Source organism: Aminithiophilus ramosus, assembly GCF_018069705.1.
Classification (GTDB): Bacteria; Synergistota; Synergistia; order Synergistales; family Aminithiophilaceae; genus Aminithiophilus; species Aminithiophilus ramosus.
Genome location: NZ_CP072943.1, coordinates 2,930,174 through 2,949,979, shown reverse-complemented (window position 1 = coordinate 2,949,979; position 19,806 = coordinate 2,930,174). Strand labels below are relative to the sequence as shown.

Genomic DNA, 19,806 nt, shown 5'->3' with positions numbered 1-19,806 from the left:
CGCGTTCCTTCTGTCGTCGTGCCCGTTCCGTCGTCGGCCCGGCGGGGCCGACGACGCAACCGCTGCCTGCCGGGGGGCCGTGGCGGCCAGGCAGCGGACTTTCGCCCGACAGGACCTTACGGCATCGATTCCCTGCGGATCCGGTCGAGCCTCTTCGCGGTCCACTCGGCCAGGAAGCCCACGGCCAGCCCCGAGGCGAGGCCCGAGACGACGAGGAGGGGAAGATAGGCCAGGAGGGCCCGGCTTCCCAGGAGGGCCACGACGAAAAGAAGCTGGGCGCCGTTGTGGGTGACGGCTCCGGCGGCGCTGACGACGGGCGGCGACACCTCTCCGGCGGCCCCTCGGACAAGCAGCGTCATGACGGTCATGGCCGCCATGCCTCCGGCGACGCTGCAGCCCAGGGCGAAGAGGTTGCCCGAGAAGAGCCCGGCAAGAAGAAGCCGAACGGCCAGGACGGACCAGGCCGTTCGGGGGCCGTAGAGAAGGAGGGCCAGGAGGGAGACGGCGTTGGCCAGCCCCGGCTTGACTCCCGGAGCGGGAAGGGGGAGGGCGTTTTCGAGAAGGGCCAGGGCGAGGGAAAGGCCGCTGAGGAGGCCGACGATCAGGATGCGCCGCGTCGGCGACGGCTCACTGGGAGTGGGCGTCCACATCGTCCTCTCCGTTTTTCGCGCCTTCGAGGCGGACTTCGATCCTGTTGGGGAGGCAGAGGGCCGACTGGCCCGCTTTGTCGAGGTGTCCCCGGGCGATGCAGAGCCTGTCCGGGCAGTCGCTGTCCACGAATCGGGCCCCGCCTTCGCCGACGGCGATGACGCTGCGGTGTCCGTCGTCGGTGACGATGGCGATCTCCCGGAGGGGGCCATCGACGTCGAGCCGGTGACGCTCCGTCCCGTCGACGTAGATGACGGCCCACCGCGGTCCCCCGTCGGAGGAGAAAAGGCGGGGCAGGAGGGAAAGAAGGAGGAGTCCCGCCAGGAGGAGGAGGACCCGCCGGTCACCGCGTTTCAAGGTCATACTCCGTCGATTCGAGGCGGAAGGAGCTCTCCAGCGAGGGGGAGATCGTCACGAGGCCGTCGCCGACGAGGATGAAGGCGTAACCCTCCTTCTCCAGCTCTCCCTTCAGGGATAGGGCCCTTTCCCGGCCCAGGACGAAGAGGGCCGTCGCCAGGGCGTCTCCGTCGAGGGACGCTTCGCAGACGACGGTGACGCTCAGGAGGTCCGACTCGGAGGGCCATCCCGTGGCGGGATCGACGATGTGCCCCCAGCGTTTTCCCTCCCAGTCGAAGAAGCGCTCGTAGTTGCCCGACGTGACGACGGAAAGGTCGCGCCCCTCGAGAACGCCCAGGCGCTCGCCTCGTTCTTTTTGGGGGTCCTGGATGCCGATGCGCCAGGGGCCGCCGCCGGGACGGTCGCCGATGACGACGACGTTTCCGCCCAGGTCGACGATGGCCCGCGTGACGCCTCTGTCGCGCAGGAATCGGACCGCCTCGTCGGCTCCGTACCCCTTGGCGATTCCGCCCAGGTCAAGGCCCATCGAGGGCTCGAGACGGAGGATATCGCCGTCCAGGCGGACCCGGTCCCAGCCGACGTGACGCCGGGCCTCGGCGACGGCCTCCGGCGAGGGGGGGCGATGGCGTGTCCCGTCGCCGTTCCAGAGCAGGGTGAGGGGGCGCACGGTGGGATCGAAGGCGCCGTCGCTGCGTCGGGCCCAATAGAGAGCTCGGGCGAGAACCTGGGCCGTCTCCGGCGAGAGAGGGTGTTCCGACGAGGGATCGGCGTTGACGCGGCCGATCTCGGAGTCGTCGAGATGGGCCGAGAGGCGCCTTTCGAGGGCGCCCAGGAGGGCGATCGTCTCGTCGAGAAGAGGTTCGGAGAGGGAACCCCGGACCGTGACGGTCGTTCCCATCAGGAAGACCCGTCGCTCCCGGAGCTCCTCGGCGTCGGGGGCCCGGAAGAGGAGAATCCCGGCGATGGCCGCCGCCAGGACGACAGGAAGAAGGAGGAGGCTCCGTCGCGTCATGCTAAGGGCGTCCCAGGGCCTCTCCGTAGAAGACGGCCAGGTCTTTCTTGAGGTTCTTGAGGGTCTCCTCGTGGATATACATCATGTGCCCCGCCGGGTAGGTCCTGAAGGTCACGTTCCTGAAGGTCTCGGCCGGAACGTCGATGCGGTTCAGGCTGTAGACGACGGAGTCGACGGGGCAGACCAGATCGTAACGCCCCATGGCGACGAAGACCTTCATCCAGGGGTTGCGCCTCATGGCCAGCTCAAGCTCGCGGATCGTGTTGGGACTTCCCCTGAAGCCGTTTTCCATGCCCGAGAGCCAGTTCCAGTTGTGGAAGGCCTCGTCGCCCGATGTCTTGTAACTCCAGTCGGTCAGATACTCCAGGTCCTGCTGGAGATAGCTCTGAAAGGCCGTGACGAAGGCCGTTCCGACGCGGGCCATGAGAGGATCCTCCCAGAGGCGGTACTCCGAGCCGTGGCCCGAGAGACGGCTGTCGTAGAGGCTGACGAAGCGCCGCTCGTCGGCCAGGAGCTCTCCTGCGAAGCGGTCGATGTCGACGCGGAGATTCCACCTCAGCCAGAAGGGGTCGGGAAGTCCCGTCAGCTCGGCCAGTTCCCGGGCGAGGGCGGTCCGCTCCTCCCCGGCGAGGGCGGCGCCTTTCCAGAGGGCATTGCGGTAGGGACCGAAGGCGAAGCGTTCGGCCCGTTCGACGGCCTCGTCCAGGGAGAGGGCCTGAAGGGGCGGCGAGAGCCTGCCGTGGACCCAGGCCGCCGCCGTCATCGTCGGCAGGGCGTGGACGTAGGGCCTGTCGTTGGCGCTGTCGCTCTCCAGATCGCCGTAGCTGACGGCCGGGGCGACGAGGACGATGCCCGCCGGTTCGATGCCCAGATCCTGAAGCTGGGAGGCGAGACCGCAGGAGCGCATGCCGCCGTAGCTCTCGCCGACGAGGAAGAGAGGCGACTGCCAGCGGTCGTTGCGGCTCAGGAAGAGGCGGATGAACTCGGCCACCCATTCGACGTCTTCCCAGACGCCCCAGAAGGCCCGCCCCGCCTCGTCGTCGCCGGGCGGCGTCGTCAGGGAGAATCCCGTTCCCACGGGATCGATGAAGACGAGATCGGTGATGTCGAGGAGGCTCTCCCCGTTGTCGACGGCGCCGTAGGGGGGGCGGGGATGGGCCAGCCCGTCGTCGGCCACGGGGCTCCGTTTGGGTCCCAAAAGGCCCATGTGGAGCCAGAGAGAGGGACTCCCGGGGCCGCCGTTGTAGACGAAGGTGATAGGCCGCGTCTCGAGGCGCTTGATCCCCTCGGCCTGGTAGGCCACGTAGAAGAGCCGTCCCCGTTCGTCGCCGCTGCGGCCGTCGAAAAGGGGCATCAGACCGGCCGTGGCCGTATAGGCCAGGCTCCGCCCGCCGAAGGTGCCCCGGTGGCGGGTGACGACGGGCTCCTCGGGAAAGGCCGCCATGGCGGCGTTGCCCGAGGAAAAGGCCTCCTCGGCGGGAGACGCCTCTTCGGCCGGAGCCCTTCCCGTCAGAAGGAGAAGCATCACGACCATCAGGCACAGGGCGCCTTCGCCCCTGCCGGTTTTCCTTTTTTCCCTCATCGGTGGATCACCTCCCAGGGAACTCTACTCACTCTCTTCGCCTCGTGCAAGGCCACTTGCGTCATTCTCCCCGGCACTTTCCTGCGGGGCGGCCGAGGAGGTTCACCGGCGCCGCGAAAAGACGGTCCCGTCGACGGAAGGTCGGTCTGGCTCGTTTCATGGTGACCGAAAAGAGGCCGTGACGGGGCCTCTAGCGGAAGCGGAGCCTGAAGAGGATCACCTCGGGACGGCCGCTGGTCCGCACCGGCGGGCCCCAGGTCCCGAGGCCGCTGGAGACGTAGATCCAGGTCTCGTCCTTTTGCCCCGGGCCGTAGGCGATCTCGAAAAGGGCCTCCGTGAGCAGGTTGAAGGGCCAGAGCTGTCCCCTGTGGGTGTGGCCCGAAAGCTGAAGGGCCGCGCCCGCCGAGGCGGCCTCGGCCAGGTCTCGGGGGGTGTGGTCGACGACGATGACGGGCAGGCGTCCTCCCAGGGGAGCCGTCAGCTCCGCCAGGGGTCTGCGGTCGAAGCCGAAACGGGGCGCCTGGACGTCGTGGCGTCCCACGACGAGGACCGTGTCGGCGACGGCGCGGGCCTCGTCGAGAAGGACCGTGACGCCTCCCTTCTCGATGTGGGCCGTCGCGGCCTCGAGGCCGGCGTAGTACTCGTGGTTGCCGGCGACGGAGAAGACGCCCAGCGGGGCCTTCAGGCGGGCGAGCTCGCCTGAAAGATCCTCTTCGACGGCCTCCGTGACGGACCGGTCGACGAGATCGCCTCCGAGGAGGATCAGGTCGGCGTCGAGGCCGGCGATGAGGTCCACCATCGCGGCCAGCCTCGCGTTGTGGATGACGGTCCCGGCGTGAAGGTCGGAGGCGAAGGCGACGGTCATCTCCCGCCCCGCCCCGTCGAGACGGGGCAGTTCGAGATCGATGACGCGCACCTGAGGGAAACGGGCGGCGACGGCTCCCGCCGCCGTGACGGCGACGACGAGGAGGGAGGCGAAGAGGACGGCCCGCCGGAGGGCCTCCGTCGAGGGGCGGATCCCGAAGAGGCGGGCGGCGAAAAGGACCGCCTCTGCGGCGACGGCGACGGCGAAGGCCGTGGCCATGAAAGCCAGGTAGAGATTGCCCAGGCGGAGAAGGGCCCCTGCTGGGCCGGGAAGGCTCCGCGACAGGAGACGCCCTGCGGGGTAGGCGGCCGCGACGAGAACGAAGAGGGCCCCGGCGGGGCGGAGGCCCCTCGACGAGGCCAGAGCCCTGAAAAGCCAGGAGCCGAGGTAGACGTTGATCGCTCCGTAGAGGGAGAAGAAGACGAGAAAGAAAAGGGAGAGGGCTCGGTCGGCCATGGGAGGGCCTCCTTTCGAGGAAAAAGCGAGAGAGAGACCTGATCATTTTAGACCAAATCTCCTCGGAGGCCAAGCGCCTGTTCGGGCTGTCAAGGGACACTAAAAATGTCATCTAAAAAGAGGGTCTGAGGGACAATGAAAGTGTCGCTTTCGAGGGGCTGAAATCGCCCCCGTCAACAGCCCGCCTTGGCTTTCCTCCGCGGCGGAGGTCCTTCTAGGGAGGGGAACCCGTCCCTTGCTCGGAGCCGACCGCCGCGGCAGGAGGAGCGGGATTCTGTCGCCAGGGATGGTCTGCCGCCGGCTTCCTCTGCTTCTTCGTTTTGCATGGAGTGCCTGTCTTCGTCTCGATGACAGGCGGGGGAGTCGCAGGGGGCTCTTTGTCGACGGCTGCGAGATCGTAGAGCCCGTCATGGACAAGAGCCAGGAGTTTCCCGTCGAGCTTCTCGATGACCTTGACCGCCTGTCCTCTGGCAAGAAGCAGGGGGCGTCTGCGGGGGCCTATCAGGGCGTACTGTTTTCCGTCGAGGGAAATCGTCGAGTCTCCCGAGGCCTTCCGGTCGGTCTGGCGAGTCAGGAGGAGATCGAGAGCGGGGCCGTCCGGCGGAGGGAGAAAGGCAGATGCCCCCTCTGCGGGAGGACGAGCGAACCTCGGGTTATGGACCTCTCCCGGGTAGGCGGCGAGCAGGACGTTGGCCTCTTCGATCGTTTTCACTCCGGCCCGTCGGAAGGCGACGACGAGACGATCCTGAAGAGTTCCCCAGAGCCTTTCGATCCGCCCCTTCGCCTGGGGAGACCCTGCAGGGACATAGCGAGTTCCGAGAGCCTCCAGAGCGCGGCCGAACTGGGTTACAGGCGCCGAGTCCTCCAGCTCCTCCTTGATCGTCAGTTTTTCCGACTTGGGAGAAAGGAAGATGGTGTGGCGGTCGGCGTAAAGCTCGCGAGGCACGCCGTGGCGATCAAGCATCTGACGGAGCACGCGGAAGTAGCCGAAGAGGCACTCATTCCTGGCCATCCACAGACCGAGGACCTCTCCTGTGGCATCGTCAATCACGCCGTGGAGAGTGCAACGCTCACCGATCTCGAACCAATCGAAAGGAGAGGCGTCCATCTGGACCAGATCGCCTCGTCGGGACCGTCGGACCCTGCGGGAACGCCGCTTCGGGGCCCGGTGGCGATGAACGAGGGACAGGTTCTCCGCGCGAAGGAAACGGGCGATGCTCTTGGCGCTCAGCACGAGATCATGCTCTTCGGCAAGGAGTTCGGCCATGTGCTGACAGCTCGTATCCCTGTAAAGACCCTTGGCCAGACTGACGACGAAATCCCGTGTCTCCTGAGAGATTCTGCGCCGGGACGGTTTGCCTCGTCCCTTGTGCAGGAGCCCCTGCGCTCCTTCTTCCCGGTAGCGTCGTTTGAGCCGAAAGACCTGACGGCGGCTCAGACCGAGCCGATCGGCCACCTCCTGAACCGTCAGGTTGCCCGCGACAGCCTCTTCCACCAACCCCAAGCGCCTTGCTTCTTTTGTCTTCATGAGTAGGTCTCTCCTGGTCGTCATAAGTGACATTTTCCCTGTCCTCTTCACGAGTGACAATACCATTGTCCGGCGACACAAGCGCCTGTTCGGGCTTGACAGCCCCTCTCCCGTCTTCTATGATGCAGCACAACTTGCGGCGCAGAGCGCCCGAAAGGAGGCCGAGACGACATGAGCAGACGCGGACCGTTCCTTCTCGCTGCGGCGGCTATGTGCGGCGGCCCTCCTGGAGGGGCCGGCGCGCCTTAGTGCTGCCGGTCAACTTCAGGCCAGGGCCCGGTTCGGGGGTCCTGGCCTTTTTTTGTGCCCGAAGGCAAAAAGAGATCAGGGAGGGATTGACGTGCTCGAAAACAGACTGGAACTGGACGGCAAGGTTTTTTCGGCCCTGAACGTCTACCTGAGCGACGGAAAAAACCCGCTGGTGCGTGATCTGCTTCGCGTCGTCGGCAAATACGGGACGCCCGAGGAGATCAACGAGAGGGCCCGAGAGGCCGGGAGGCTGGAGCGTCTCCTGGAACGTCTCGAAAACCGCAACTCGCCTCATCTGAAGGATCTGGAGTGGCTCATGAGGGAGCGGGACCGGGGGGCCTTCGTCTCCCTTTCGGAGTACCGGGCGAGGGTCCTCGGCACGGAGGCCTCGACGGCGCGAATCGACGAGAGCTCGGCCGTCACCCTCGAAATCAGCGCCCTCCAGTATTTCCCCTGGCTCGTCGTCCAGGCCCGCCGGGCCCTGGAAAAGGGGGAGCTCCTGCCGGGGCGGTTCATCCGCGTCCGCAACATGAGGGAACAGGAGCGGGACGGAGACCTGCCCGCCGTGGCGGCGGCCATGAAGATCGTCGGCGCCAGCTGGGTCGAGACGCTCGATACGAAGGGGACCGACGGCTCCAACGTCCACCTCGGCGGGCCCGAGACGATCACGGGCTACTTCGGCGGCATCGGCCAGCCCAACGGGCACGTCCTCCGCTGGATCGACGAGTACCTCCACTACTACACCAACTACGGCGTCAGCCAGGTCCTCAACGTCAACCCCGGAACGGTCCTGGCGGCCTATCTCCTCTACCGCATCGGCGTGGACATCAAGTTCAAGATCTCCGTCTTCATGGGCAACGACAATCCCTACGCCGTCCTCTGGACCCTCGTCGGGGCGCGCCTCTTCGCCCGGGACGACGGATCGACGCCTCTCGAGGGTTTCAACGTCTCCAACTCCGTCGACGACGACTGCCTCGCCCAGATCGCCCGTCTCCGCCGGGACCTGGGGCTGGAGGACCAGGTCCGCATCGAGCACCACATCACCGAGACCTACCGGGCCATCGTCCGTCAGCCCTACCTGCGTCGCGACCAGCTCATCGCCGTCGCCCGGTCCGTTCCCAACATCTCGGCCAAGCACGAAGGGGGAGACCCCGACGACGAGGCCGCTCAGACCCACAGCTCCAGCATTCTCGACTACTTCCGGACGCGCAGCGACGTCGAGTCGAGCGGCGACATGGAGGTCCTCCAGGCCAACTACCTGCTGAAGCACGTCGCCGTCAACCGAACGGCCGAGGCCCTCACCCGGTCGGGCCTCTCCTTCGTGGCCGCCTCGCGGCTCCACGGCCGGTAGGGGAGGTCGCCATCGTGAAAACAGCCAAAAGGGCGAGCCACCTCTCCGGCGAGGGGGCCTTCGAGGTCCTGGCCCGCGTCCAGGCTCTAGAGACCCAGGGACGGGACATCGTCAGCTTCGCCATCGGAGAGCCCGATTTCGGCACCGAAAACCACGTCACGGAGGCGGCCGTTACGGCCCTGCGGGGCGGGGCGACGCACTACACGCCCACGGCGGGGACCGTTCCCTTCCGCCAGGCCGTCTCGCGCTTTCTCCGCCGGGAGAGGGCCGTCGACGTCGATGCCTCGCGAATCGTCGTCACTCCCGGCGTCAAGCCCGTCCTCTTCTGCGCCATCCTCTCCTGCGTCGACGAGGGCGACGAGGTCATCGTCCCCAGCCCGGGATTTCCCGCCTACGAGTCGCTCGTGCGCTACAGCGGGGCGACGCCCCGTCCCCTCCCCCTGAGGGAGGAGCGCGACTTCGTCGTCGATCCCGACGAGCTCGAGTCGCTCGTCACGCCCCGGACGTCGATGATCATCCTCAACTCGCCCCACAACCCGACCGGTTCCGTCCTGCCCCGGCCCACGCTGGAACGGATCGGCGAGATCGCCGCGAGACACGATCTCTGGGTCGTCTCCGACGAGGTCTACGCCTCCATGGTCTACGAGGGCGCCTTCACGTCGGCCCTCTCCGTCCCCTCCCTGGCCGACAGGACCGTCGTCGTCGACGGCTTCTCCAAGACCTTCGCCATGACGGGATGGCGCCTCGGCTTCGGCGTCATGCCCGAACCTCTCGTGCCGGTCTTCACCACTCTGCTGACGAACTCCGTCTCCTGCACGGCGGCCTTCACCCAGGAGGCCGGCATCGCCGCCCTCGACGGCCCTCAGGAGGGGGTGAAGGCCATGACGGACTCCTACCGCCGCCGCCGCGATCTCCTCGTCGCCGGTCTCAACGCCCTTCCCGGCCTGAGCTGCCGCCTCCCGAAGGGAGCCTTCTACGTCTTCGCCAACGTCACCGAGGCCTGCCGCTCCCTCGGCCTGGCCTCCGCCGGAGAGCTTCAGAGGAGACTTCTCGACGAGGCCGGCGTCGCCGTCCTGGCCCGAAACTGCTTCGGCGTTCCCTTCGAGGGAGAGGAGGGGCACTTCGTCCGTTTCTGCTACGCCACGTCGGAGGCTCGGATCGTCGAGGGGCTGGCCCGGATGAGGGCCTTCTTCTCACAAACCTCTTGACGGCCTGAGTTTGACATCGTAAACTCGTCTCGAAGCTGTAGTAAAAAGACGAAGAGGAGGGGTTTTCTTGGTTTCGTCGCGCATCGAGGACTATCTCGAGGAGATCTTCGCCGAAGAGATCCGCGGTCGCACGGCCACCGTGACGTCGCTGGCCGAGACGCTGGGCGTCACCAAGGGGACCGTCGTCTCGGCGCTGAAGCGCCTCGTCGGCGAGGGCCTCCTCGATCATGAGCGCTACGGCACGCCCTCCCTGACCGAATCGGGACGGGAGCGGGCCCTGAGCATCTACCGCCGCCACGAGCATCTGACCTTCCTCTTCACCGGCCTTTTGGGCATACCTCGCCCCAAGGGCGAGGAGATCGCCTGCACCATCGAACACGATCTCGACGGGGAGTCGGAGAGCCGCCTCCTCCTGTTGACCGACTTCCTGGCCCAGGGGATGCGCGAGGGCGCCGACTGGGCCCAGGCCCTCACGCGGCGTCTCGGCGACGTCGCCGCCCTGCCCCGACCTCTGGCCATGCTCCGTTCCGGCGAGGAGGGGCGGGTCATGCGCCTCACCGCCGAGGGCGCTCTGCGCAAGAAGCTGCTCGAAATGGGCTTCGTGCCGGGGACGAAGGTGGTCTTTCTCCGGCCCGCGCCTCTGGGCGATCCCCTGGAGATGGAGCTTCGCGGCTCCCGCTTCTCCCTGAGGCGAGGCGAGGCGGCCACCGTATGGGTCTGCCCCTCCGAAGGGGGGTGCTTCTCCTGTGCCCCCTGACGGCTGCCCCTGAGGGCGTCCCGCTGCGCGTCGCCCTCCTTTCCGGATGCGGCCATTTCAGGAGGAGACTAGCCGATCTGGGCGTCGTCCCGGGAGCCCGGATGACCCTCGTCCGAAGGGGATCGCCCGTCCTTCTCGCCCTGGGTGACGCCCGTTTCGGCCTCGGTCGGGGCATGGCCGAAAGGATCTTCGTCGATCTGGATGAGGGCGAGGTCTGATCCGGACCCTGCGAGGAAGAGGGCCCTCCGGGGCCCTTTTTTCGGAGCGATCTCTGAGTTTGAGGTATAGAACAAAGATGAAGGTGAGCGGTGAGCCATGATCTTTCCAGTGCCTGCTGTCGAGGATGTCCCGAGAAAGGGATTGCTGCCCGCCTCTGCCCTCGTGGCGACGGGGAGGTCCCTCTGAGATGGCGGTCGCCAAAGTCGTCGCCCTGGCCGGCAACCCCAACACGGGCAAGACGAGCCTCTTCAACGCCCTGACCGGTTCCCGCCAGAGGGTGGGTAACTGGCCCGGCGTGACGGTGGAGCGCAAGGAGGGGGCTCTCCTCCTGGAGGGGCGGGAGATCTCCGTCGTCGATCTCCCGGGAATCTACAGCATCGGGGCTTCCTCTCTGGACGAACAGATCGCCTCCGACTACCTCGTCGGCGAACGTCCCGACCTGGTCCTCGTCGTCGTCGATGCCGCCAGCCTGGAGCGCACAACCTCTACCTCGTCGTCCAGCTCCGGGAGATGGGGCTCCCCATGGCTCTGGCCCTCAACCGGGGCGATCTGGCCCTGGAGCGGGGCCTTTCCGTCGACGGGGCCGCGCTGGAGCGCCTTCTCGGCGTTCCCGTCGTCCCCACCGTGGCCTGCAGCGGCCGGGGCGTTGCGGAGCTGCGGCGGCGTCTTCTCTCGCTCCTCGACGGGGCGTCCCCTGCCCCTTTGGAGGTCTCCTACGGGCCTGTTCTCGAGGCCGCGCTGGAGCGCCTCGCGGCCGTCTCCGACGATATGGCCGCCTCGCTGAGGCTCTCTCCCCGCCTGGCCGCCCTCCGTCTCGCCGAGGGCGATCCCGTGGCCTGGGCCGTCCTGGAAGGGTCGAAAGGCCGGTGGCTCTTCCGCCGCGTGCTGGCCAACGAGGCCGATCGCGTCGAAAAGGGCCTGGGCTGCGACATCCAGACGGCCCTCATCGAGCGGCGCTGGGCCTTCGTCTCCGCTCTGGCCGAGTCCGCCATCCGCCGCGAGGCGGCCCCGGACAACGCCTTATCCCTTTCCGATCGGATCGACAACATCGTCACCCATCGTCTCTTCGGCCTTCCCCTGTTTCTCGTCGCCGCCTGGGGGCTCTTCAAGGTCACCTTCGTCCTGGGCGATCCCGTGGCGGAAGCCCTCAGGGCGCTCCTCGCCGTGGCAGGGGGGGGAGGGGCCTCCCTCCTGGAGTCCGTCGGCGCCGGCGGGTGGCCGTCGCGATTTTTCGCCGACGGGATCGTCGCCGGTCTGGGGGCCGTCGTCGTCTTTTTCCCCCATATCTTCCTCCTCTTCCTCCTCATCGCCGCCATGGAGGATTCGGGCTACATGGCCCGGGGCGCCTTCATCATGGATCGACTCATGAGAGGACTGGGCCTTCACGGCAAGAGCTTCATGCCTCTGCTGATGGGGTTCGGCTGCAACGTCCCCTCCATCATGGCCACCCGCATCCTCGAGCGTCCCCGTGACCGGATGATCACGCTCCTCGTCCTTCCCTTCATGAGCTGTTCGGCCCGCCTGCCCCTCTTTCTCCTTTTCGCCGGCACCTTTTTCGGCGATCGGGCCGGAACGGTCGTCTTTTCTCTCTACGTTCTCGGCATGGCCGTGGCCATCCTTTCCGCCACGATTTTGAGCCGGACCCTCTTCGTCGGCGAATCGTCGCAGTTCATCATGGAGCTTCCCCCGTACCACCTGCCCGAAGTCCGGACGGTCCTGACCAGCGCCTGGGAGAGGGCCTCGCTCTTCCTGAGAAAGGCGGGTTCCTTCATCTTTCTCGCCGTTCTCGCCGTCTGGCTTCTGGCCAGTCTCCCCTTCGGCGTCGCCTACGCCTCGGCCGAGAGCTGGATCGGCCGAATCGGCCAGGCCCTGTCGGGGCTTCTCGCCCCTGCGGGATTCGGCTTCTGGCAGGCCACGGTGGCGCTTCTTTTCGGCTTCCTGGCCAAAGAGATCGTCCTGGGAACGCTCGCCGTCCTCTTCGCGGCGGAGCTGGCGGAGCTGGCCCTCCTGCTGCCCCGCTACTTCTCCCCCCTTTCGGCCTACGCCTTCATGGTGATGGCCCTGCTCTATGTCCCCTGCGTCGCCGTCGTGGCGGCCTTCAAGGGCGAGACGAACAGCTGGAGGTGGACCCTTTTCATGGTCCTCTACACGACCCTCGTCGCCTGGATCTCGGCCGTGGCCGTCTATCAGGGCGGTCGCCTGTTGGAAATCGTCCTTTCGTGATCCGCAAAAGGAGGTCTCTCGAGATGGAAGTCTTCAATCACCACCTTTACGAATACCGCAAGGGCGTCCGCCAGCTCATCCTTCACACGGCGGACGCCGTCTCTCTGGGGGAGATGACGGAAAAGCTCCACCGCTGGGAGATCCCCTACGTCGTCTTTCCCCTCGGTCCCGACAGGGTCAACATCTTCTTCGGCAACGCCCTCTGCGTCGACGTCATCCGCAGGATCGGCAAGCCCTCGCTGACGACCTACTCCGACGAGGAGGATTTCATCCTCGGCATTCTCCTGGGCTACGACAAGATCCAGCAGTGCGAGCGCTATCTCCTCCAGAGGGAGCGTCGCGGCGATCTCGTCGGCTGACGATTTCCCCTTCGGTCCTCCGCCTCTCGGCGGGGCCGCCAACGCGAACGCCTCTTTCCCTCCGGGTCCGGCAGGAAGCCTCCTCCGGGCCCTGTCTTTCGTCCGGGGGGGACCGGTCGCCGTGAAGAAAGGTTAAAGCGTCGTCGCGGAAGCCTGAGAGGGGCCGAAGATTGCCGCCGCAGGGAGGGAGGACGTGATACTATAGGTCCGATAGCGATCTTGCCCTTTGTGCGAGGTCTCCATTGCGCAAAGACCTGAAAGGCAGGCCTCACAAGGTTGAGACGATTCATCATCGGTCTTTTAATGGCTCTCTTGGCGGCTCTTCTTGCAGGTTTCGCCGCCGATCGCCTCGTCCTTTCCCGGTGGCATCACGGCGATGGCTGGATCGTCCTTCTCGGCGACGTCTCCGACCCCCTTTACGAGACCATCGTCGACGAGGAAGAGTGGGAGACGGTCCGCCGCAAGCTTTCCGTCCAGCTTCTGACGGGCGTCCAGAAGGGACTCTGGCGCCAGGTCGAGGTGGAGCACCTGGCGGGCAGCGCCCTCCAGCTTCACCCGGGGCGACGCTATATCCTCATGCGCGACACCTTCGAGGACGGCAGCGAATTCTACTCCGTGAGCGACGTCTACCGCATGCCCTACGTGGTGGGCATGCTGGTCTTCACGACGGGCATGCTCCTCTCCTGCGCCGGAGTGGCCGGCCTGAGGGCCCTCATGGGGCTTCTTCTCTCCCTGGCCGTCCTGCTCTTCGGCTACGTCCCGGCCCTGCTCCGCGGCGTCGAGCCCGTCCCCTTCGCCATCCTGACGGCGGCCGTCGTCTCGGCCTGCACCGTCCTTTGCGTCGTCCGGAGGCGGCGGTACCGCCTCATCGCCTTCCTGGGTACCGTCGGCGGGGCCCTGGCGGCCTCCCTGACGGGAGCCCTCATGGTCTGGCTCTGGCAGCTCACGGGACTTGCCGGAGAGGGGGGCACGCTTCTGGCTTCGACCTTCCCCGGCCTCTCCCTGCGGGGCTTTATGCTGGCCGCCGTCATCATCGGCTCCATCGGCGCCGTCATGGATGTGGCCATTTCCGTCACGTCGGCCCTGGCCGAGATCGGCGACTACGCCGATTCCCTCGACGCCGGAGCGCTCTGGCGGTCGGGGCTGGGCGTGGGGCGCGAGGTCCTGGGGAGCATGATCAACACCCTCGTTTTGGCCTACCTGGGGAGCTCCCTGCCCATAACGGTCCTCATCGCCTCGACGGGGCCCACCCTCCGGGGCCTGCTCAACGACCCGGCCGTGGCCGAAGAGCTGGCGCGCAGCCTGGCCGGGACGGTGGGGCTGCTGCTGACCGTTCCCATCACGACGGCCGTCGCCGTCTGGCACCTCCGCCATCGCCGCTGAAACGGAGACAGGCCTGTGGACGAAAAGCCCCTTTCCTGTTAGACTTGCCCGAGCGGTAGGGCCCGAGGGCCCGCACCTTAAAAACAGAGAGCACTGGGGGAGTCGGTGAGACCGGCTGAGAGGGGGCTTGAAGCCCCGACCCCTTGAACCTGATCCGGGTCATGCCGGCGAAGGGAAGTCATCGAGGCCTTTTCTCCCTCCTCTCTCCCTTTTCCGACGTCCCGTCGGAGGAGGGAGTTTTCGTGTTGTCCATCCGGGGGTTGACGAAGCGTTTCGGTTCCGCCGTCGTTTTCGAGGACTTTTCCCTCGACGTGGCCGAGGGATCCTTCACGGCCCTGCTCGGCCCGTCGGGCTGCGGCAAGAGCACCTTTTTCGATGTCCTGACGGGCCTCGTCGCCCGCGACGGGGGGAGCCTCCTCTGGGGGGGCGAGGACAGAGGCGATCTTGTCGGCGTCGCCGCCTACATGCAGCAGAAGGATCTCCTCCTGCCCTGGCTCTCCCTGGAGGCCAACGTCCTTCTCCCCCTTTCCCTGCGAGGGGTTCCCTCGGCCGGAGACCGCCGCAGGGCTGCGGGACTGCTGGAGGCCTTCGGCCTCGGCGGCTACGGGGCCCATCGCCCCTGTCAGGTCTCGGGAGGGATGAGACAGCGCTGCGCCCTGGCCCGGACGGTCATGGCCGATCGGGAGCTGGTCCTCCTCGACGAACCCCTCTCGGCCCTCGACGCCGTGACCCGCCTCGACCTTCAGGAACTCCTGCTGAAGCTTCACCGCTCCTACGGCAGGACGATCGTCATGGTGACCCACGACGTCGACGAGGCCCTCCGCCTGGCCGACTCGATCCTCCTCCTCTCGCCTTTGCCCATGACGGTCAGGGCCGTCTTTTCTCCTTCCGGCAGGGCGCCCCGTCCCTCCGACGATCCCGAACTTCTCCGGCTCAAGAGGCGTCTTCTCGACGGGCTCCGCCGTCCCCTATCATGAAGGGGACGGCCGTTCTCTTCCCCGCCCTTCTTCTGGCTCTCTGGGAGGGGGGCTGTCGCTGGAGCGCCGTCTCTCCTCTGATCCTCCCCCCTCCCTCTCTCGTCCTGGCCGCCTTTCGGCGCGATCTTCCCCTTCTGGCCTTCCATGCCGTCGCGACGGGGGGCGAGATTCTGGGCGGCTCGGCCCTTGCCCTGGCCATCGCCTTTCCCCTGGCCCTGCTCCTCTTTCTCTGTCCCCGCCTCGAATCTCTTCTGGCCCCTCTGCTGGTGGCCTCTCAGGCCATCCCCGTCTTCGCCCTGGCGCCCCTCCTCATCTTCTGGTTCGGCTACGGACCGGGGAGCAAGATCGTCATGGCCGCCCTCGTCGTCTTCTTTCCCGTCGTCGTCAGCCTCCTGGCGGGGCTTCGCGATTGCGACCGGGACTACCGGGCCCTTTTCCGCCTCCTCGGCGCCGGTCCCTGGAGGACCGTGACGGGTCTCCATCTCCCCTGGGCCCTGCCCTTCCTCCTGGCCGGCCTGCGATCGGGACTCTCCGTGGCCACCATCGGCGCAGTCATCGGCGAGTGGGTCGGGGCCCGAAGGGGTCTGGGCTATTTCATGATCCAGGCCAACGCCCGTCTTCAGACCGATCGGGTCTTCGCCGCCGTCCTGGCCCTGACCCTGATGGGCCTCGCCCTCTGGGGTGCCGTCGGCCTGGCCGAAACAAGACTCCTCCGGTGGAAAGGAGGTGAGAAATCGTGAAAACCCTCGATCTGACGGGAGAGATCTCCCGTCTTCGGGCCCTCACCCTGGCCGGCCTGCTCTGCGCCTCGGCCGTCCTCCTCTCGGGCCTCTCCTTTCCCGTCGGTCCCACGCGCTGTTTCCCCTTCCAACACGCCGTCAACGTCGTGGCCGGAGTCCTCCTCGGTCCCTGGTGGGCCGCAGGAGCGGCCTTCACGGCGGCCCTCATCCGCAATCTCCTCGGCACGGGGACGCCCTTCGCCTTCCCGGGCAGCATCCCCGGAGCCCTGGCCGTCGGTCTCGCCTGGCGCCTCTTCCGCCACGACGGAGCGGCTCTGGCCGAACCTCTGGGAACGGGTCTCGTCGGCGCCCTCCTCTCGGCCTCTGTCGTCGCTCCCGCCCTGGGCAAGAGCGTCGGCCTGACGGTCTTCATGCCGGCCTTCCTCGCCAGCAGCCTCCCCGGTTCCATCGTCGGCCTTCTGGTCCTGACGACGCTGCGCCGTCTCGGACTCCGAGGCGACGTCGGGCGCCGATGCGACGAGAACAAGAAAGGAAGTCTGCCTCTATGAGACGTCTCGCGTTTCCGGTCCTCTCCCTCTGCTTTCTCCTCTTCGCCGCCCTGCCCGCCGCGGCCGAGACGGTGACGGTCATGCTCGACTGGTTCCCCAACATGGATCACCTGCCCCTTTACGTCGCCCGCGACGGGGGCCATTTCGCCGAGGCCGGTCTCGACGTGGAGATCCTGGCCCCCTCCGACACGGCGACGGCCTTCAAGATGGCCCTCGTCGGCAAGGTCGACCTGGCCGTGACCTACGAGAGTCAGGTCCTCGTCGCCGCCTCGGAGGGAACGGCGTCGACGGTGACGTCGACCCTCGTCGACAGTCCCCTCAACGTCGTCCTCTTCCTGGCCGGAAGGGAGATCGAAGGTCCCTCCGATCTGGCCGGCAAGGTCGTCGGCTATACCGAGCCCGACTTCGAACGTCTTCTCCTGGCCGCCCTGGCCGATCGGGCCATCGGCGACGTCGACACCGTCCACGTCCATTTCGCCATCGTCGCCTCCCTCATCGCGGGCAAGGCCGACGCCGTCATCGGCGGCTACAGGAACTACGAGGTGACGGAGCTGGAACGACAGGGGTACGAGGCTCGCTTCTTCACCCTAGAGGAGCTGGGTTTCCCTCCCTACAGCGAACTGATCGTCGCGACCTCGCCCGAGACGGCGCGGGAACGGCGGGAGATGATCGAACGTTTCAACGGTGCCCTGGAAAAGGCCGTGGCGGCCATCGAGGCCGATCCGGGCGGGGCGCTGGATCTTTTCTTCCGGGCCCTTCCCGAGGCCGATCGCGAGCTGGAATCGGCTGTCTTCGAGAGGACTCGGGCCTTCTTCCCCCGTCGGCAGCAGCTCGACGTCGGGCGTTGGCAGGTCTTCGCCGACTACCTCCATGCCCAAGGCGTCATGGCCTCCCCCGTCGCCGTCGGCGACCTCCTTCTGCCATGAGCTACCGAGCCCTGGCCCTCACCGTCGCCGGGAGCGATTCCGGCGGCGGCGCGGGCATTCAGGCCGATCTCAAGACCTTCGCCGCCCTCGACGTCTTCGGGACGAGCGCCGTCACGGCCCTGACGGCCCAGAACAGCCTCGGCGTCCACCACGTCCAGGTCGTCCCGGTCGAGAGCGTCCGGCGCCAGATGGAGGCCGTCCTCTCCGACTTTCCCGTCGGGGCCGCCAAGACGGGAATGGTGGCCGAAAAGGCCCTCATCGAAGTCATCGCCGACGTCTTCTCCGCCTTCGGCACGAAAAGGCTCGTCGTCGACCCCGTCATGGTCGCCACCAGCGGCGATCTCCTCATCGCCGAAGGGGCCCAGGAGGCCCTCGCCTCCCGTCTCATCCCCCTGGCGCTTCTGGTGACGCCCAACCTCCCCGAGGCCTCGCGGCTCGTGGGCTTCCCCGTCGAGGATGTTCCCTCCATGGAGGCCGCCGCCAGGGCCCTCGTCGACGGCGGCGCCGGGGCGGCCCTCGTCAAGGGGGGCCACGGCCGGGGGGAGACGGTGACCGATCTTCTCTTCGACGGAGAAAACGTCCGCCTTTTCCGCCACGATCGCCTCGACACGGTCAACACCCACGGCACGGGCTGCACGCTCAGCGCCGCCGTCACCGCCGAGCTGGCCGCCGGATCGCCTCTGGAGGAGGCCGTCGAGAGAGGATTGACCTACCTGCAGATGGCCCTGCGCCGAGGTTTCCGTCCCGGCCGGGGCGCCGGCCCCGTGGGACATTCCGTCGTCCCTCCCTGGCTGGAGCCGCGACGATGATCCCCGATCTCCGTCGGGCCTGGGAGGCCCTCTCCCGGCGCCCTCTCGTCTATCAGCTCACCAGCGCCGTCGCCGCCGGCTGGCAGGCCGAGGTCACGGCCGCCGTCGGCGCCGTGCCCGTCCTCTCCCGCCACCCCGCCGAGGCCCGGGAGATCGCCGCCGCGGCCGACGGCCTTCTCCTCAACGCGGGGATGCCCGGGACGACCTCTCCCGAAGCCTTCGTCGAGGCCCTGGCCGGCCTTCGCCGCGGCCGCCCCTGTCTCGTCGACCCCGTCGGCTACGGAGCCACGGCCTGGCGGAGGGAGTGGATCGACGCCCTCCTTCGGGCCCGTCCCCTCGCCGTCAAGGGGAACAGGGCCGAAATGGCCCTCCTGGGAGGAGGGGAGGGCACGATGCGCGGCGTCGAGGGAGGGGAGGCGCGAGGCGTCGCAGAGGCTCTGGCCCGCCTCGTCCGGTCGGATCGGGCGACGCTGGCCGTCGCCACCGGAGAGGAAGACCTCCTCTTCTTCGAGGGACGGTTCTGGACGGTCCGAGGCGGATCGCCGCGCCTTCCTGCCCTTCCCGGCAGCGGCTGCTGCCTGGGCAGCGTCATGGCCGCCTGTCTTGCCGTGGCCGAGCCCCTGGAGGCGGCCCTGGCGGCCCTCGTCGCCTTTCGTCTCGCCTCGGCCCGGGCGGATCGGGCCGCCGGTCCCGCCTCCTTCCGGTCGGAATTCGTCGACGCCCTGGCCTCGCTGGACGGGGCGGACCTGGACGAGGGATCCTCCCTCGTCGAAAGGATCCGGCCATGACGTTGGCGGAAAGCCTGAGGCTTTACGTCATTCCCGACCTCCGCTCCGGCCTCGGGCGCTCCCTGGAGGAACAGGGCCGTCTCGCTCTCGAAGGCGGCGCCACGGCCCTCCAGCTCCGCCACAAAGAGGCCTCGTCGCGGGAGCTCTACGAGGAGGCCCGGCGCTTCCGCACCCTCTGCGACGCCTTCGGCGCCCTCTTCATCGTCAACGACCGTCTCGACGTGGCCCTGGCCGCAGGAGCCGACGGCGTCCATCTGGGCCGCTCCGACCTTCCCGTCGCCCCGGCGCGCCTTCTCGTCCCGGCGGGTTTCGTCGTCGGCGCCTCGGCCCGGACCGTCGAGGAAGCCCTGCGGGCTCGAAGCGACGGGGCCGACTACCTCGGCGTCGGCGCCCTCTTCCCCACGAAGACGAAGGAGGAGGCCGTCGTCATCGGCGTCGAAAGGTTCCGCCGAGTCTGTCGGGCCGTGGAACTCCCCGTCGTCGCCATAGGCGGCATCGGGAGCGGGCAGGTCGCGGAACTCCTCGAGGCCGGAGCCTGCGGCGTCTCCGTGGCCTCGGCCGTCGTCGGGGCCGAAGACCCGGCCGCGGCGGCGCGGGCCTTCCGTGCGGCGATGACCGGTTGAGGCGCGACGGCGCTCGGCGACCGTCGCCGAGCGCCCCTTCCGGAAAGGGTCCTCCTTCCCGGGGGCGGACGACCAGCGCGGACAGGCTCTTCGGGACGGATTTCGTCGGACCGATCCGAGATCCCTTCGAATGACCTCGCAGGTGCGGGTTCGAGGCCACGGTCTTTGTCTTTCGGATGCCTCCTGGCTGGGCCGGTG

The 19,806-nt window shown here is 67.5% G+C and carries 20 protein-coding genes, 1 pseudogene and 1 riboswitch; of the genes and pseudogenes, 15 read left to right on the top strand and 6 right to left on the bottom strand.

Translation table 11 applies throughout. The features are described 5' to 3' along the window. Positions 1-116 precede the first annotated feature (116 nt). From KAR29_RS13290 to KAR29_RS13265, 6 genes are all read right to left on the bottom strand, one after another. Positions 117-650 (bottom strand): Gx transporter family protein, encoded by a 534-nt coding sequence (locus KAR29_RS13290; protein WP_274373474.1) that lies wholly within the window; start codon positions 648-650, stop codon positions 117-119. Continuing rightward, positions 628-1,011, bottom strand: a complete 384-nt coding sequence (locus tag KAR29_RS13285; protein ID WP_274373473.1) for a NusG domain II-containing protein — start codon at positions 1,009-1,011, stop codon at positions 628-630. Before KAR29_RS13285 ends, KAR29_RS13290 begins: the two co-directional genes overlap by 23 nt. After that, positions 992-2,017 carry an FAD:protein FMN transferase gene (locus KAR29_RS13280; protein WP_274373472.1) on the bottom strand — a complete coding sequence of 342 codons (1,026 nt, stop codon included), beginning with the start codon at positions 2,015-2,017 and terminating at the stop codon, positions 992-994. Before KAR29_RS13280 ends, KAR29_RS13285 begins: the two co-directional genes overlap by 20 nt. Before the next feature lies 1 nt (position 2,018). Further along, a complete protein-coding gene (locus KAR29_RS13275; protein WP_274373471.1) occupies positions 2,019-3,599 on the bottom strand; it encodes a S10 family peptidase in 1,581 nt (526 codons plus the stop codon). Between the two features lie 190 nt (positions 3,600-3,789). Then, positions 3,790-4,920, bottom strand: a complete 1,131-nt coding sequence (locus tag KAR29_RS13270; RefSeq protein WP_274373470.1) for a metallophosphoesterase — start codon at positions 4,918-4,920, stop codon at positions 3,790-3,792. A gap of 214 nt (positions 4,921-5,134) precedes the next feature. Then, positions 5,135-6,448 carry an ISNCY family transposase gene (locus KAR29_RS13265; RefSeq protein ID WP_274372702.1) on the bottom strand — a complete coding sequence of 438 codons (1,314 nt, stop codon included), beginning with the start codon at positions 6,446-6,448 and terminating at the stop codon, positions 5,135-5,137. A gap of 340 nt (positions 6,449-6,788) precedes the next feature. Between KAR29_RS13265 and KAR29_RS13260 the strand changes: the two genes are divergently transcribed. The 15 genes and pseudogenes from KAR29_RS13260 (at position 6,789) to thiE (ending at position 19,608) form a co-directional block, all read left to right on the top strand. Continuing rightward, a complete protein-coding gene (locus KAR29_RS13260) occupies positions 6,789-8,048 on the top strand; it encodes a hypothetical protein (protein WP_274373469.1) in 1,260 nt (419 codons plus the stop codon). A gap of 14 nt (positions 8,049-8,062) precedes the next feature. Next, entirely contained in the window at positions 8,063-9,256 is a 1,194-nt protein-coding gene (locus KAR29_RS13255; protein ID WP_274373468.1) for a pyridoxal phosphate-dependent aminotransferase, read from the top strand. Positions 9,257-9,323: 67 nt separating this feature from the next. Next, the gene (locus KAR29_RS13250; RefSeq protein ID WP_274373467.1) at positions 9,324-10,013 is read left to right on the top strand and encodes a metal-dependent transcriptional regulator; all 690 of its coding nucleotides are present in this window, start codon (positions 9,324-9,326) and stop codon (positions 10,011-10,013) included. Then, positions 9,992-10,231 (top strand): FeoA family protein, encoded by a 240-nt coding sequence (locus KAR29_RS13245; RefSeq protein ID WP_274373466.1) that lies wholly within the window; start codon positions 9,992-9,994, stop codon positions 10,229-10,231. Before KAR29_RS13250 ends, KAR29_RS13245 begins: the two co-directional genes overlap by 22 nt. A 125-nt stretch (positions 10,232-10,356) precedes the next feature. After that, positions 10,357-10,653, top strand: a pseudogene (locus KAR29_RS13240) (FeoB small GTPase domain-containing protein); the annotation flags it as partial. 89 nt (positions 10,654-10,742) lie between these two features. Beyond that, positions 10,743-12,455, top strand: a complete 1,713-nt coding sequence (gene feoB / locus KAR29_RS13235) for a ferrous iron transport protein B (RefSeq protein WP_274373465.1) — start codon at positions 10,743-10,745, stop codon at positions 12,453-12,455. Positions 12,456-12,478: 23 nt separating this feature from the next. Further along, on the top strand, positions 12,479-12,814 hold the full coding sequence (locus KAR29_RS13230; protein WP_274373464.1) for a DUF2023 family protein: 336 nt from the start codon (positions 12,479-12,481) through the stop codon (positions 12,812-12,814). 303 nt (positions 12,815-13,117) lie between these two features. Continuing rightward, complete coding sequence (locus KAR29_RS13225) at positions 13,118-14,197, top strand: YibE/F family protein (protein WP_274373463.1); 1,080 nt, start codon at positions 13,118-13,120, stop codon at positions 14,195-14,197. 85 nt (positions 14,198-14,282) lie between these two features. Next, a riboswitch (TPP riboswitch) is annotated at positions 14,283-14,390 on the top strand. Positions 14,391-14,439: 49 nt separating this feature from the next. Next, on the top strand, positions 14,440-15,174 hold the full coding sequence (locus KAR29_RS13220; protein WP_274373462.1) for an ABC transporter ATP-binding protein: 735 nt from the start codon (positions 14,440-14,442) through the stop codon (positions 15,172-15,174). Beyond that, on the top strand, positions 15,171-15,914 hold the full coding sequence (locus KAR29_RS13215; RefSeq protein ID WP_274373461.1) for an ABC transporter permease: 744 nt from the start codon (positions 15,171-15,173) through the stop codon (positions 15,912-15,914). The genes KAR29_RS13220 and KAR29_RS13215 overlap by 4 nt, the downstream gene beginning before the upstream one ends. After that, a complete protein-coding gene (gene thiW, locus KAR29_RS13210; protein ID WP_274373460.1) occupies positions 15,911-16,462 on the top strand; it encodes an energy coupling factor transporter S component ThiW in 552 nt (183 codons plus the stop codon). Before KAR29_RS13215 ends, thiW begins: the two co-directional genes overlap by 4 nt. Continuing rightward, complete coding sequence (locus KAR29_RS13205; protein WP_274373459.1) at positions 16,459-17,388, top strand: ABC transporter substrate-binding protein; 930 nt, start codon at positions 16,459-16,461, stop codon at positions 17,386-17,388. The genes thiW and KAR29_RS13205 overlap by 4 nt, the downstream gene beginning before the upstream one ends. Next, positions 17,385-18,197, top strand: a complete 813-nt coding sequence (thiD, locus tag KAR29_RS13200; RefSeq protein ID WP_274373458.1) for a bifunctional hydroxymethylpyrimidine kinase/phosphomethylpyrimidine kinase — start codon at positions 17,385-17,387, stop codon at positions 18,195-18,197. Before KAR29_RS13205 ends, thiD begins: the two co-directional genes overlap by 4 nt. Beyond that, positions 18,194-18,985: a hydroxyethylthiazole kinase gene (locus tag KAR29_RS13195; RefSeq protein WP_274373457.1), complete on the top strand. Its 792-nt coding sequence runs from the start codon at positions 18,194-18,196 to the stop codon at positions 18,983-18,985. The genes thiD and KAR29_RS13195 overlap by 4 nt, the downstream gene beginning before the upstream one ends. Beyond that, the gene (gene thiE / locus KAR29_RS13190) at positions 18,982-19,608 is read left to right on the top strand and encodes a thiamine phosphate synthase (RefSeq protein ID WP_274373456.1); all 627 of its coding nucleotides are present in this window, start codon (positions 18,982-18,984) and stop codon (positions 19,606-19,608) included. The genes KAR29_RS13195 and thiE overlap by 4 nt, the downstream gene beginning before the upstream one ends. Positions 19,609-19,806 lie beyond the last annotated feature (198 nt).

Coding starts and splice junctions, on each gene's coding strand:
- KAR29_RS13285 (WP_274373473.1), bottom strand. CDS start 1,011: ATGACCTTGAAACGCGGTGACCGGCGGGTCCTCCTCCTCCTGGCGGGA.
- KAR29_RS13265 (WP_274372702.1), bottom strand. CDS start 6,448: ATGAAGACAAAAGAAGCAAGGCGCTTGGGGTTGGTGGAAGAGGCTGTC.
- KAR29_RS13275 (WP_274373471.1), bottom strand. CDS start 3,599: ATGAGGGAAAAAAGGAAAACCGGCAGGGGCGAAGGCGCCCTGTGCCTG.
- thiD (WP_274373458.1), top strand. CDS start 17,385: ATGAGCTACCGAGCCCTGGCCCTCACCGTCGCCGGGAGCGATTCCGGC.
- KAR29_RS13290 (WP_274373474.1), bottom strand. CDS start 650: ATGTGGACGCCCACTCCCAGTGAGCCGTCGCCGACGCGGCGCATCCTG.
- KAR29_RS13205 (WP_274373459.1), top strand. CDS start 16,459: ATGAGACGTCTCGCGTTTCCGGTCCTCTCCCTCTGCTTTCTCCTCTTC.
- KAR29_RS13280 (WP_274373472.1), bottom strand. CDS start 2,017: ATGACGCGACGGAGCCTCCTCCTTCTTCCTGTCGTCCTGGCGGCGGCC.
- thiE (WP_274373456.1), top strand. CDS start 18,982: ATGACGTTGGCGGAAAGCCTGAGGCTTTACGTCATTCCCGACCTCCGC.
- KAR29_RS13215 (WP_274373461.1), top strand. CDS start 15,171: ATGAAGGGGACGGCCGTTCTCTTCCCCGCCCTTCTTCTGGCTCTCTGG.
- KAR29_RS13230 (WP_274373464.1), top strand. CDS start 12,479: ATGGAAGTCTTCAATCACCACCTTTACGAATACCGCAAGGGCGTCCGC.
- KAR29_RS13195 (WP_274373457.1), top strand. CDS start 18,194: ATGATCCCCGATCTCCGTCGGGCCTGGGAGGCCCTCTCCCGGCGCCCT.
- KAR29_RS13225 (WP_274373463.1), top strand. CDS start 13,118: ATGGCTCTCTTGGCGGCTCTTCTTGCAGGTTTCGCCGCCGATCGCCTC.
- KAR29_RS13270 (WP_274373470.1), bottom strand. CDS start 4,920: ATGGCCGACCGAGCCCTCTCCCTTTTCTTTCTCGTCTTCTTCTCCCTC.
- feoB (WP_274373465.1), top strand. CDS start 10,743: ATGGGGCTCCCCATGGCTCTGGCCCTCAACCGGGGCGATCTGGCCCTG.